Source organism: Chitinophaga filiformis, from assembly GCF_021646545.1.
Classification (GTDB): Bacteria; Bacteroidota; Bacteroidia; order Chitinophagales; family Chitinophagaceae; genus Chitinophaga; species Chitinophaga filiformis_A.
Genome location: NZ_JAKIRP010000026.1, coordinates 31,819 through 44,943, shown reverse-complemented (window position 1 = coordinate 44,943; position 13,125 = coordinate 31,819). Strand labels below are relative to the sequence as shown.

General features: G+C 47.6%; 13 protein-coding genes. 3 read left to right on the top strand and 10 right to left on the bottom strand.

The features are described 5' to 3' along the window. Positions 1–107 precede the first annotated feature (107 nt). Complete coding sequence (gene lipB / locus L3C95_RS34115) at positions 108–824, bottom strand: lipoyl(octanoyl) transferase LipB (RefSeq protein ID WP_236395150.1); 717 nt, start codon at positions 822–824, stop codon at positions 108–110. A gap of 140 nt (positions 825–964) precedes the next feature. Here lipB and L3C95_RS34110 point away from each other — a divergent pair, with 140 nt between their 5' ends. Both L3C95_RS34110 and L3C95_RS34105 read left to right on the top strand, forming a co-directional pair. Then, on the top strand, positions 965–2,035 hold the full coding sequence (locus L3C95_RS34110; RefSeq protein ID WP_236395149.1) for an RluA family pseudouridine synthase: 1,071 nt from the start codon (positions 965–967) through the stop codon (positions 2,033–2,035). 65 nt (positions 2,036–2,100) lie between these two features. Continuing rightward, a complete protein-coding gene (locus L3C95_RS34105; protein ID WP_236395148.1) occupies positions 2,101–3,765 on the top strand; it encodes a gliding motility-associated C-terminal domain-containing protein in 1,665 nt (554 codons plus the stop codon). Positions 3,766–3,847: 82 nt separating this feature from the next. On the opposite strand, the gene L3C95_RS34100 is transcribed toward L3C95_RS34105, so the two are convergent. The 9 genes from L3C95_RS34100 to L3C95_RS34060 form a co-directional block, all read right to left on the bottom strand. Continuing rightward, positions 3,848–4,774, bottom strand: a complete 927-nt coding sequence (locus tag L3C95_RS34100; RefSeq protein WP_236395147.1) for a hypothetical protein — start codon at positions 4,772–4,774, stop codon at positions 3,848–3,850. Positions 4,775–4,801: 27 nt separating this feature from the next. Next, entirely contained in the window at positions 4,802–5,632 is an 831-nt protein-coding gene (locus L3C95_RS34095) for an anti-sigma factor domain-containing protein (RefSeq protein ID WP_236395146.1), read from the bottom strand. Positions 5,633–5,634: 2 nt separating this feature from the next. Next, a complete protein-coding gene (locus L3C95_RS34090; protein WP_089832245.1) occupies positions 5,635–6,186 on the bottom strand; it encodes an RNA polymerase sigma factor in 552 nt (183 codons plus the stop codon). 223 nt (positions 6,187–6,409) lie between these two features. Beyond that, positions 6,410–7,279, bottom strand: a complete 870-nt coding sequence (locus L3C95_RS34085; RefSeq protein WP_236395145.1) for an anti-sigma factor domain-containing protein — start codon at positions 7,277–7,279, stop codon at positions 6,410–6,412. Between the two features lie 4 nt (positions 7,280–7,283). Continuing rightward, the gene (locus L3C95_RS34080; protein WP_236395144.1) at positions 7,284–7,832 is read right to left on the bottom strand and encodes an RNA polymerase sigma factor; all 549 of its coding nucleotides are present in this window, start codon (positions 7,830–7,832) and stop codon (positions 7,284–7,286) included. A gap of 67 nt (positions 7,833–7,899) precedes the next feature. Beyond that, on the bottom strand, positions 7,900–8,478 hold the full coding sequence (gene def, locus L3C95_RS34075; protein ID WP_236395143.1) for a peptide deformylase: 579 nt from the start codon (positions 8,476–8,478) through the stop codon (positions 7,900–7,902). 111 nt (positions 8,479–8,589) lie between these two features. Continuing rightward, positions 8,590–9,000 (bottom strand): Holliday junction resolvase RuvX, encoded by a 411-nt coding sequence (ruvX, locus tag L3C95_RS34070; protein WP_236395142.1) that lies wholly within the window; start codon positions 8,998–9,000, stop codon positions 8,590–8,592. Between the two features lie 9 nt (positions 9,001–9,009). Next, the gene (locus L3C95_RS34065; protein ID WP_236395141.1) at positions 9,010–9,876 is read right to left on the bottom strand and encodes a UbiA-like polyprenyltransferase; all 867 of its coding nucleotides are present in this window, start codon (positions 9,874–9,876) and stop codon (positions 9,010–9,012) included. After that, entirely contained in the window at positions 9,873–10,412 is a 540-nt protein-coding gene (locus tag L3C95_RS34060) for an RNA methyltransferase (RefSeq protein WP_236395140.1), read from the bottom strand. The genes L3C95_RS34065 and L3C95_RS34060 overlap by 4 nt, the downstream gene beginning before the upstream one ends. An 87-nt stretch (positions 10,413–10,499) precedes the next feature. Here L3C95_RS34060 and mutS point away from each other — a divergent pair, with 87 nt between their 5' ends. After that, the gene (mutS, locus tag L3C95_RS34055; protein WP_236395139.1) at positions 10,500–13,106 is read left to right on the top strand and encodes a DNA mismatch repair protein MutS; all 2,607 of its coding nucleotides are present in this window, start codon (positions 10,500–10,502) and stop codon (positions 13,104–13,106) included. Positions 13,107–13,125: the final 19 nt, after the last annotated feature.

Genomic DNA, 13,125 nt, shown 5'->3' with positions numbered 1-13,125 from the left:
AATGCCTTTAGATGACTTTTGGTCAGCCCCCGTTTTATCGGGTACGTATGGAAGACGCTTTATGTACACTAAGTGCCCGCACCTGGCTTTTACGCAGCTCTTTGGACTCAATCCATAACCATCTCTGCCTCAAATACTTCCGCAAAGTATTTACTTATTTTAGCCTTTATTTCAGCTTCTGATACTTCCCGCCCCAGCTCTTCATGCAAGGAGGCAACCTTCTTATCAGAAATGCCACAGGGAACAATATTGCCAAAATAGTTCAGATCGGTATTTACATTCAGCGCAAAGCCGTGCATAGTTACCCAGCGACTGCAGCGCACCCCCATGGCACAGATCTTACGGGCGCGGGCAGGGTCCTGAGGGTCCAGCCACACCCCGGTCTCACCTGGTGAACGGTCGCCTTTAATGCCGTAATCCGCCAGCGTACGGATGATCACTTCCTCCAGGAAACGCAGGTATTTGCCAATATCAGTAAAGAAATGCTCCAGGTCCAATATAGGATATCCTACTACCTGCCCGGGACCATGATAGGTAATGTCGCCTCCCCGGTTTGTATTTGCAAAGCTGATGCCTTTATCCTGCAACTGATGGTCATCCAGCAACAGGTTCTCCATATGACCGCTCTTGCCCAGCGTGTAAATGTGCGGATGCCCGCAGAATAACAGGTAATGGGTCGTCTCCTTTGCCTGGCCGGCCGGGATTTCTCCTTTTGCCAATGCCTGCTTTATACGTACATTCTCCTGTAACAGCTGCTCCTGATAATCCCAGGCCTTCTGATAATCAATGATTCCCAGGTCGTTCGTGTGGATCTTCTTGTTCATATTGCAGGCACAAAAGTACGGAATTAGTTCGTCACCGCTTGCGTCCGACCGGTGACGTTCCGACCTGTTCCCCATATCCTTGCCACAAACCGTGGACATGCGCCATGCAATCCTTACCTTTGCAAAAATTTTGAATCCTCATGGCGGAAGAACTGATTGAACTTGACGATGAACTGGAAAACGGCGAAGGCAGCGAGGAGCTGTACGAACGGGTCAACATTGTAGCGGACAAAGGACAAGAACCACTTCGGGTGGACAAGTTCCTGATGAACCGGGTGGAAGGGGCTACCCGTAACAAAATCCAGCAGGCCTGCGACAATGGCATGGTCATCGTTAACGATAAACCAGTGAAATCCAACTATAAAGTAAAGGCACATGACCGTATCGTGGTTTTCTCTAATAAGAACCCTGAGAATACGGAAGTGATCCCTGAAGAGATCCCGCTCGACATCGTTTATGAGGATGAAGATTTAATGGTAATCAATAAGTTACCAGGCATGGTAGTCCATCCCGGTTGTGGGAATTATACCGGTACCCTGGTGAACGGACTGGCCTGGTACCTGGGCGACCGTACTACGACACCGGTACCTGAACCTGCAATTCCGCGCTTTGGACTCGTTCACCGTATTGACAAGAATACCAGTGGATTACTCGTTGTTGCCAAGTCAGATAAAGCCATGAATGACCTCGCCAAACAGTTCTTCGATCATACCGTTCAACGTCGTTATATGGCCCTCGTATGGGGCGATTTTGAGGAGGATGAAGGTACTGTTGAAGCGCATGTAGGACGCCACCAGCGCTTCCGCAAGATCATGGATGCCTATCCGGATGGAGAATATGGCAAGGAAGCCATCACACATTACAAGGTGCTGGAACGCTATAACTATGTGACACTCATTGAATGCCGCCTGGAAACAGGACGTACACACCAGATCAGGGTGCACATGCAACATATAGGGCACTCCCTCTTCAATGACGATACTTATGGTGGTAACCGCATTCTGAAGGGGACGATCTTTGCCAAATACAAGCAGTTTGTGGAAAACTGCTTCGAAATTATGCCACGTCATGCCCTGCACGCAAAAACACTGGGCTTCATACACCCGCGTACAAGGAAACCTATGCATTTTGAAAGTCCTTTACCTGAGGACTTTAAGGCCGTTCTGGAGAAATGGAGGAGATATGTAAGTGCCAGGCCACTGGAAGATTAAATCTCATTAAAAAATAAAAACATATCACTTTTTCGTTTAATTTAGCAACTTACCCATGTCCCTCCATGAGAAGCCTATATCTATTAATCGCGGTTTTAATAACCATGCTGGGTGCATATAACGCCCAGGCACAGACACAATTTACGTATTCAACAACCTGCCAGAATGATAGTGTTAGATTCGAAATTGCTCCAGCGGACCTTGCAGGGATTGATTCCGTTCATTGGTACTTTGGTGATCCTGCTTCAGGTTCTGCGGATACTTCCCGGAGAATAAAAGGCGCACACCTTTACAATACTGTTGCCACCTATACGGTACAACTGATCGCCTTCAGAAACGGCGTTCAGGAGATCTCTACTACCAACCTGACAATAGTAGCTCCTGTCATTTATGACTTTGGCCCTACAGACCAGACCATCTGCGACAGTACTACCATTACCCTCACGGCGCCCACCGTGCCCGGAGCGACTTATGAGTGGCAGGACGGATCTACTAACCAGAGTATCCTGGTAGATACCATGGGGACCTATAAGGTGAAGATCAATGGCTGTCTGGTGCCGGACTCTGTGAACGTGTTCTATACACCTGTGCCGGAACTTGACCTGGGCGACAGCAGCCTGATACTCTGTATAGGTGAAACCCTGGAACTGGACGCTACCGCCCAGAACTGTACTTATCTCTGGAGCACCGGCGATACTACACCAAACATCATTGTGCACAGCGATGTGGCAATGCCTTCCACTCAATACATTGTGACCGCTGACGCAAAAGGTTGTGGTCTGTACCGTGATACGATCTACATCGCATTTGCGGGTCAGGAACATCCGTTCTCATTGGGAAAAGACACGATCTTATGTCCGGGGGAATCAATCACACTCGATGCAACCACACCGGGAGCTACCGCCTACCGCTGGAGTAACAGAGCCACGACGCCGACGACGACCATCCGAAGTCGATGGGACCTTTGGGTCTTTGTGAATATCAACAATACCTGCGAGGTCCTCGATACGATCCTGATCCGTTTCAAACCGGAAGAGAATCTTAATCTTGGTAATGACACAGTGGTATGTAAAGGTGAAACGCTGGTATTAAAAGCCGACTTCGGAACTGCGTCCTACCGCTGGCAGGATACTTCCAAACAGGCCACCTACTATGTACGGGAAACAGGTTACTACTGGGTAGAGGCGAAAGTAGGACGTTGTATTGATAGCGACACCATCCACGTACAGTTTGAGGATACGTTGCGAACTAATTTAGGACCAGATACGCTGCTATGTATAGGCGAGGTGTACAACCTTCATCCGGACGGCGCAGGTATGCAATATAAATGGCAGGACAGTTCTTCACTTCCACTATTCCCGGTCACACAGGCAGGGCATTATGCCATTGTAGCAACGAACACTTGCGGGCAGTCAATAGACGAGGTGGATATTACCTTCCAGGAATGTGGCTGCCAGGTGTATTTGCCGACAGCTTTTACTCCGAATGCGGATGGACTGAACGATTACTTCCGACCGAAATTCAGGTGTGCTATTTCTGACTTTGAGCTGGTGCTTTTCAACAGGTGGGGACAAAGGATCTACTACACAACAGACCCCGGCGTCGGATGGAAAGGCACCTGGGACAAAGGAAGGGTACCGGTCGGAACATATGTGTGGGTGATGGATTATAAGATAGTAGCAACAGGAGAAAAGGTAAAGAAGACGGGGTCTGTAACAGTGATCTACTAAATAATTAACATAAAAAAGAGAGGCTGTCGATTGGCAGCCTCTCTTTTTTTATAGCTATTTGCTGATAAATTTTCTGTACTGTTTATTCGGTAAAGCTGTGGAACTTCGCGATAAACTTTGCCGTCTCCCGCTTCTTGAAGGGTACATCCCAGGTGCCGTCGTAAGTAACCAGTGCCGGTATGAGCAGGCCCTGTTGTTTGGTCATCTGGACATTCATCTTTACGTTGAAATCGAAGACCATTGTTTTATACGAGAGGGAATAAATGCGGCCTACGATCTCGAAATTATCCTTATTAAAATAAGTGATCAGTTCATTGATCACCACGTCTCCCCTGTCCAGGCTATTGAGGTTGGGCCTGGCCTTTGCCGTAAATACATAACAAGGCACGTTGGCATAACTTTCAGACGTAATGGAGAAATTGTACAACCTCATTACTTCCGGGTCAAAAATAGCCACTTTCCCTCCTACGATAGGTACACCTCTCACAGGCTTTCCCGGATTAAAGATCAGCTGTTTCAGCTGGTTCTTATGTCTGGCCATACTACCTTTCGCTCTTTCCGGCTCTTCGCCACTGGCATCCACACATACGGTGCCCTGGGTGAAAAAAAGGTTACCGTACAATTCAGCTGTGTAATAATTGTACTGGCCTTTCTTATCATAGAAATCACCGGTAACGTCCTGGCTGAGCACTTTCATGCTGCGGCATCTGCCTTCCATGGTTTGCAGTGTCTGACTTTTGAGAGAAGCCTGTACTTCGTTTTGCTTGTTGTAAATGCGGATATCATTGTCAGCAGTATATCCCAGCAGGCGCAGGTTTTTGAACGCGCGGTAAAAGGTGGTATCGTCTTCCACTCTTTTAATGAAGCTGTTGACATCAAAGCCAATACGTTTGGCCTCAACGATCACTTCATCCAGGTTAATGGTCATCCCTTTATATCTGGCGGTATCCTGCGCGTAGGTTTGCTGAAAGAAAAACAGTGTGATAGTATAGAACCAGAGTTTTCGCATCCTGCGAAATTATATATTTTACGCGTTTCAGCTGGCTTTTCCTGCCACATACATCTGATCCATGGTAGGAACGGCGCTTCCGCCTTTCTTCTCAAGAGTAATGGCAAACATTTCAGCGTTATCTATAGACTTCATTTGTTGCAGGAGCTCATGCGGATTGTTCATTTCAAATACCCCCATATCAACCGGCTTACCATTGACGATGGCCCAGAGCTGATATTGTTTGTCGGCAGCAGGTTCCGGTAGATTGTTCACCATGATGAACACTTCCTTTGACTGCTGGTTCCAGTAAACGGTGGCCAATGCAGAGGGGAAAGGTTTAGTGCCGGGCATCTTTACAGCCTTCATAGCGGGGTTCTTCATGAGATCAATAGCATGCTCCATGTGCTCGATGCGGCTCTTGTAGCCATTGGACTCTGAAGCCAGTGAATGCTGTGTGGAGAGCGATGCTTCGTAACGGCCTTTATAATCATCGACTTGCCCTGAGAATACATAGTTAAACCACAGGCTGCCCAGCAATAATACAATCGCGGCAGCTGCTATCCAGCGCCAGGCGCTGCTTACATATGTTTTTGTTTCGGGAAATTCATCGGTCACCGGTTGTTCCAGGCTGCCGCTTTCACGGGCTGCCTCTTCGTTAATAATAATATGGAAGATACGTTGTTTGAGGTCGGGTGGTGGTGTTTTGGACTGCAGGGTAACATACTGTTCCATATCCAACTGGCAGTCATCTACTGCAGCTGCTACTTCCGGATATTGTCTCATGCCGCGTTCCAGCTCCTGAATTTCGTTGGAGGTAGCCAGTCCACTTACATAAGCTTCTATCAACCCGGACGATATGAAACGTGATGCGTCCACTCTTATACTAATTTTAACAAGTTCCTTAATTGAATTATAGCGTTCCTCATTCTTGTTTTCACTGTACCCAACGGAATCTCCAGCACCTTGGATATCTCTTCCTGGGTGCATCCTTTATAGTACGCTAAGTCAATGATGATTCGTTGTTCCTTGGTTAATTTTTCAAGAACTTTTGAAAGTCCAAGATGGTCAACGGATGGGAGTACAGTTAAATTACCTGTATATAAATGTACGTCATCTCCAATGTCTTGGATTTTCTGATCCATTTTATGTGCCTTGGAACGGAGTGTATCAATTGCGGAATTGCGGGTAATATTGAGCATCCAGGTAAACAGACGTCCTTTGCTTTCGTCGTACCTGTCTATGTTTCGCCATATTTTGAGAAATACTTCCTGCAGCACATCATTCGCATTACTTTCGTCGTTGAGCACCTTCAGCGCTACGCCGTACAAAGCGGGGGAATAACGGTCATAAAGGTAGCCGAATACCTTCTGGTCTTTGGCCTTAAGCCCCTGCACCAGCTCAGATTCCGTATATGTAAACGCGGATTCCAAAACAGTTAAAAATTTTGTTAAAAATACTTTTCAGTGTGCTCGATAATTTAGCTGCAGGTGCTACAGTATTGATTGGAACTGTTACCGGTACAACTTGTTGTTACAATCCTAATAAGTCCTGATAGATGGTTAATGGGAATGCAATATTAAAGGAAAGATAGCAATTATTACGGAATAATTGATAATGAGCGATCTAGTGTGAGGAAGGGTAAAAAAAGGGACATCAGCCAGCTACTTTTCCGGCTACAAACATTTGTTCCAACGTTGGTGAGGGGCTACCACCTTTCTTTTCGAGCGTCACGGCAAAAACCTGGGCATTATCCACCGCCTTTACTTTCTGTACGGTATGGGCTTTACTGCCCAGCTCAAATACGCCGGCATCGATCGGTTTACCATTTACGATGGCCCACAGCTGGTATTGTTTATCGGCAGGGGGTTCGGGTAATGCCTGCGCGAGAATAAATGTTTCTTTCGATTGCGGGTTCCAGCAGATCGTAGCTACTACGCCGGTATGTTTACCAACGCCTGGCATACGTATCCATTTGAAGGAAGGGTCTTTCATAACACCGTTCTCCTTTTGCGCGAACTCCAGCTGTTCCTTCAGGGCGTCTCTCTCTGCCTGTAGGGAAGATTGCTCTGCCTGCAGGGAAGAAAGTTGCTGTTTATAATTACCGGAGCTGCTGTACGAAACGATGTTCATCACCACACTGCCCAGTAGCAGCACAATGGCTGCGGCAGCGCTGTATTGCCAGATCTGGAGCTGGGATAAATTAAGTCCCAGACCTGATCCTGTATCTTCTGAAAATGTATCGTCGTTAGTGGCTGCTGAGAAGGCTTCAGGTACCGCGGTAATGGGGTCTTCCACTTCGTTTTTATGCAGGCGGTCCATTAACTGGCGCTTGATGCCAGCTGGCGGCTTGGCAGCCCATAACTGTATATAGCGCTCCATATCCACCTGTATAGCATCTGCAAGCGCTTTCACTTCAGGATATTGCTGAATGGCGCCGAGCGCCTCACGTGATTCTGATTCTGAAAGTAACCCCGTGATATGGTTCTCAATTAAACCGGACGATATGTAACGTTGAACATCCACTTGCTTACATCTGTTTTAAAATATTCCGCAATTGTATGATCGCATTACGCATCCTGGTCTTCACTGTTCCCAAAGGGATATCCAGTATCTTCGCAATTTCTTCCTGCGTACACCCTTTATAATAAGCCAGGTCTATAATAACACGTTGTTCCCTGCTCAGCTGTTCCACTACTTTTACCAGACCAAGATGGTCTACAGAAGGATGGATGGCCAACTGATCTGACGCAAGTCCGTTGCTCCCTAATTCACTAGCTTTCTGCCCCATTTTATGGGCCTTTGAGCGAAGAGTATCAATGGCTGTATTCCGCGCAATGTTCACCATCCAGGTGAAAAGGCGGCCTTTGTCGGAATCATAGCGCTCAATGCTGCGCCAGATCTTGAGAAAGATTTCCTGCAGCACATCACCCGCAATTGTTTCGTCATTGACCACTTTAAGGGCAATACCGTATAATGCCGGTGAATAATGATCATATAAGTACCCGAAATGTTTTTCGTTCCTCGCCTTCAGGCCAAGTACTAATTCGGATTCTGTATATGTGACTGCTGCTCCCAATGTATTGTATTAGTTTGCAGGCACTAAAGTAATAGGGATTTTTAACATTACAAAATTTTCACTTATTTTATTTGTGAAATATCATTTTGTAATCAACACTGATCTTACCCTTTGTGATATCTTCCAGTTTGCCTTTCAGCATTCTTCTCTTTAATGGCTTCAGGTAATCAATGAACAGTTTACCATCAATATGGTCGTACTCATGAAATATTACGCGGGCAGTCACGCCTGTGAAAGTCTTTTCCTGTGGCTGGAATTTCTCATTTACGTAACGGATAGTTACAGTCTCCGGACGGTAAACGTCCTCACGGATCTTCGGAATGCTCAGGCATCCTTCGTTGTAAGGCCATTCCTCACCGCCGGTGCTTACAATATGTGCATTGATAAATACTTCTTTCACACCATTATCACCAGGATATTCGTTCTTCTCATCCTCTTCCAGGTTATTAATGATCTGCTCACTATCTACTACAAAAAGACGGATCGGCCTGTTGATCTGTGGTGCTGCCAGCCCTACGCCATTAGAAGCGTACATGGTTTCCCACATATTAGCAATAAGTTGCTCTAACTGAGGGTAATCAGGAGTAATATCTTCACACATTTTCCGTAATACCGGATGACCGTAAGCAACTATAGGTAGAATCATTTTAAAAAAATTTTCAAAAATGCAAAGGTAAGTATCAATCGGGAAATAGGGATCAGGAATTCAAATGTAGCGGTAACACCACTACAACACACCTAAGTCCCGAATAGTCAATTATTTATATTGCAGATATTCCTGGAGGATGATCGTGGCACTGATCTCGTCCACCAGGCCCTTATTCTGCCGGTCCTTCTTTTTGAGGCCGCTGTCTACCATCGACCGGAAGGCCAGTTTAGACGTAAAGCGTTCGTCCACTTTCTTCACCGGGATCTGGGGAAAATTCTTCTGGAGGATGCGCACACATTCCGTTACGAGGGCGGTAGCATCAGTAGCTTCTCCATCGAGGTTCTTTGGCTCCCCTATCAATATCAGTTCTACTGATTCCTGGGCCAGATACTTCTTGAGATAAGGAATCAGGTCGTGAGTGGCCACAGTGGTTAGCCCGGTGGCAATCATCTGCAGCGGGTCTGTTACTGCCAGCCCTGTTCTCTTTTTTCCGTAGTCTATTGCAAGGATGCGCGCCATATGAATAAATTAACCGATGATGAACATATCGGCGATGGCGAATACGGCAAATACCACGCTGGCAATACCATTTGTTGTCATGAAGGCGATGTTGACACGGCTCAGATCATTGGGTTTTACCAGCAGATGCTGGGAGATCAGCATGATAATAAATATCACTGCGCCTATTGCATATAACCAGTGGAAGCCACCATACAGACCGATAATGATCGCCAGTATGCCCGCCACCATATGCAGGCCCTCGGAGAAGTGCAGTGCCCCTGCCTTTCCCAGCCAGGTGGGAATTGAGTTCAGGGAGAGGGAACGGTCGAAATCTTCATCCTGTAAAGAATAAATAATATCGAAACCGGCCACCCAGCACAATACCAGGCAGGATAACAATACAGGCAATACCGCGAACTGGCCTGTCACCGCCAGGTAAGCACCTACCGGCGCCAGAGATAAACCCAGTCCCAGCACCATATGACACAGGGCCGTGAAACGCTTGGTATAGCTATATCCCAGCACCACCAGCAAGGCTACCGGCGACAGGATAAAACATAATAAGTTGATAAACCAGGTGCAGCCGATGAACAACAGGCAGTTCACAACGACAAAGGTCAGCGCGTTCTTTTCTGTGATCACTCCCCGGGGGATCTCCCTGTTCACTGTACGGGGGTTCTTCCGGTCAATATCCGCATCCAGGTAACGGTTAAACGCCATCGCCGCACTACGGGCAAATACCATACACAACACTACCAGCAGGAAGGACTGCCAGCTGAAAGAGTGATCTGTTTTGGTGGTAGCGATAAAAAAGCCTGTGAATGCGAAAGGCATCGCGAATATGGTGTGGCTGAATTTTACCAGCGAGAGGTATTTATTAACCGTTACGATCATTGTGCCTGTTTTTTCAGTTTTGCAAATATATCCCAAACCACAATACCAGTGCTCACAGAGATATTTAAGGAATGTTTCATGCCGGACTGCGGTATTTCGATACAGCCATCCACCAGTTTCATCACATCAGCGTCCACACCTGTCACCTCGTTACCGAATACCAGCGCCAGTGGCTTACCGGCTGCCGGCTCAAAAGTATCGAGCATCACACTGTTCTCCGCCTGCTCTATCGCCATAATAGTATACCCTGCTTCCCGGAGCGCCGTTACCGCTTCCACCGTCGTGGAAAAGTACTGCCATTCTACAGTTTCTGTTGCGCCCAGCGCTGTTTTCTGAATATCGCGGTGAGGGGGAACGGGGGTATAGCCACATAAAACGATGCCCTGTAACAGGAAACCATCTGCCGTACGGAATACCGATCCTACATTATGCATGCTGCGCACATTGTCCAGTACCAGCACCAAAGGAGTTTTATCTGCCGCCTTGAACTGGTCCACCGTTTTGCGGCCAAGTTCATCCATGCTTAATTTTCGCATTTTGCAAAAGTACGATAAAATGAACAGTGTACCGGTATGTGCACATCTGCCCTTCAGCACGTCCCGACATTATTATATATTTGCCGAATGGCAAAAAGCAAATCAGTAGAAACCCCTCTCATGCAACAGCATAAGGCTATTAAAGCCCGTTACCCGGACGCCGTGCTGCTGTTCCGTGTGGGAGATTTTTATGAAACTTTTAATGAGGATGCGATCATTGCATCCAAAGTATTAGGTATAGTGCTCACCAAAAGAGCAAATGGTTCTGCATCCCAGCAGGACCTGGCAGGTTTTCCACATCATTCCCTGGATACCTATCTCCATAAGCTGGTGAAAGCGGGCTACCGTGTGGCCGTGTGCGACCAGCTGGAAGATCCAAAAGTAGCAAAAGGTATTGTTAAACGCGGGGTGACCGAAATGGTAACGCCGGGTGTGGCCGTCAACGACAAGATCCTCGAAAACGCCAGCAACAACTTCCTGGCGGCGGTCCATTTTGGTAAAGACCAGACAGGGGTCTCCTTCCTCGATATCTCCACAGGAGAGTTCTTCGTTGCCCAGGGCAGCCTGGAATATGTGGATAAACTCCTCCAGAGCTTCAAACCCGCGGAAGTCATCTTCGCCCGTCAGCAGCAGAAACATTTTAAGGAACAATTCGGTTCCAAATTTTATACATATACACTGGAAGAGTGGATCTTCACGACAAACTACGCACAGGAAATCCTGCTCAAACAGTTTGAAACACACAGCCTCAAAGGGTTTGGCGTAGAAAGTCTTTCAGACGCCATCATTGCCGCCGGCGCTGCCCTGCATTACCTGCGCGATACCGAACATCCGCATCTGCAGCACATTACCGGCATTCAACGGATAGAACAGGACGACTTCCTCTGGATGGACCGCTTCACTATCCGTAACCTGGAACTGCTGGGCAGCAGTGTAGAAAACGGCAATACCCTGCTGGCTACCCTCGACAGCACCGTAACGCCTATGGGCGCAAGGCTGCTGAAACGCTGGCTGATACTTCCCCTGCGGGACATCAACCAGATCAACGAGCGACTGGATGTAACCGAATACTTTATTAAACAGTCAGACCTCTCCAGGGACCTGCTGGCCCATCTCAGACAGACCGGTGACCTGGAACGCCTTGTATCCAAAATACCGCTGCGGAAGATCAATCCGCGGGAAGTAATGACCCTGGCCAAAGCACTGCAACAGGTGGAGGGCGTTAAGCAACTGCTGGCGCAGACAGATCATCCTTACTTAAAACAACTCAGTGAAAAGCTGGACCACTGCCCGGGCATCCTTTGCCGCATCCTGGAACAAGTGATGGAAACACCACCGGTACTTGTCAGCAAAGGCGGTGTGATACAGAACGGTGTGCATCCGGAATTGGACAGCCTACGTACCATCGCACATTCCGGCAAAGAATACCTGCTGCGTATCCAGCAGACAGAATCTGACGCTACCGGCATTCCAAGCCTGAAAGTAGCGTTCAATAACGTATTCGGTTACTACCTGGAAGTAACGAACGCCCATAAGAATAAAGTACCGGACACCTGGATCCGTAAACAAACACTGGCTAATGCAGAACGCTACATTACGCCGGAACTGAAAGAGTATGAAGAGAAGATAGTCGGCGCTGAAGAAAAGATCCTGACACTGGAAGCACAGCTGTTCGACGATCTGCTGCTGGCCCTGCAACCTTATATCCAGGCTATCCAGCAGAATGCACAAGTGCTGGCGCGCATAGACTGTCTGCTGAGTTTTGCTCATAACGCTATTCATTATAAATACCGTCGCCCGAATGTTACTGAGGGCTATCACCTCGATATTCGCGAAGGCAGACATCCGGTGATCGAGCGTGGCCTACCTCCGGGGGAAAGTTATGTGGCCAACGATATCTTGCTGGATAAAGATGAGCAACAGATCATCATCCTGACAGGACCTAACATGAGCGGTAAATCCGCCCTGCTGCGCCAGACGGCGCTGATCACACTGATGGCGCACATGGGTAGTTTTGTACCTGCGGCAGCGGCAGAAATAGGATTAACAGATAAGATCTTTACCCGTGTTGGTGCTTCTGATAACCTCAGTGGTGGTGAATCTACCTTCATGGTTGAAATGAATGAAACCGCCAGCATTATCAACAATATCACACCGCGCAGTCTTGTTATACTCGATGAAATCGGCCGTGGTACCAGTACGTATGATGGTATCTCCATTGCCTGGAGCATCGTGGAATACCTGCACGATATGACGCCACACAAACCGAAAACGCTTTTCGCCACGCACTATCATGAACTGAATGAGCTTGAGAACAAGCATGGCCGTATCAAGAACTTCCATATCACCAACAAGGAATCCGGCAACAAAGTGATCTTCCTCCGCAAGCTGGCACCAGGAGGCAGCCGTCACAGTTTCGGTATCCATGTGGCCCGTATGGCAGGCATGCCACCACAACTGCTACAACGCGCCAACGAAGTACTGGCACACCTGGAAGAGAAACACATCGATGCCCCGCTGGAGAAACATATGAAAGATATTGCAGGTCCGGCACAGAAGGTACAGCTCAGTATCTTCGATGCGCATAGCGATACGTTTAAGCAGATCAGGGATATGCTGGGAGATGTGGATATTAACAGGCTGACGCCGGTGGAGGCTTTGTTGAAGTTGAATGAGATAAAGAATCTGATATAAACAAAAAGGGCTCGTTTTA

What these genes read in the sequence shown, in the direction of transcription:
- lipB (WP_236395150.1), bottom strand. Translation starts at nt 824, where the DNA reads ATGAACAAGAAGATCCACACGAACGACCTGGGAATCATTGATTATCAG.
- L3C95_RS34110 (WP_236395149.1), top strand. Translation starts at nt 965, where the DNA reads ATGGCGGAAGAACTGATTGAACTTGACGATGAACTGGAAAACGGCGAA.
- L3C95_RS34105 (WP_236395148.1), top strand. Translation starts at nt 2,101, where the DNA reads ATGAGAAGCCTATATCTATTAATCGCGGTTTTAATAACCATGCTGGGT.
- L3C95_RS34100 (WP_236395147.1), bottom strand. Translation starts at nt 4,774, where the DNA reads ATGCGAAAACTCTGGTTCTATACTATCACACTGTTTTTCTTTCAGCAA.
- def (WP_236395143.1), bottom strand. Translation starts at nt 8,478, where the DNA reads ATGATTCTACCTATAGTTGCTTACGGTCATCCGGTATTACGGAAAATG.
- ruvX (WP_236395142.1), bottom strand. Translation starts at nt 9,000, where the DNA reads ATGGCGCGCATCCTTGCAATAGACTACGGAAAAAAGAGAACAGGGCTG.
- L3C95_RS34065 (WP_236395141.1), bottom strand. Translation starts at nt 9,876, where the DNA reads ATGATCGTAACGGTTAATAAATACCTCTCGCTGGTAAAATTCAGCCAC.
- L3C95_RS34060 (WP_236395140.1), bottom strand. Translation starts at nt 10,412, where the DNA reads ATGCGAAAATTAAGCATGGATGAACTTGGCCGCAAAACGGTGGACCAG.
- mutS (WP_236395139.1), top strand. Translation starts at nt 10,500, where the DNA reads ATGGCAAAAAGCAAATCAGTAGAAACCCCTCTCATGCAACAGCATAAG.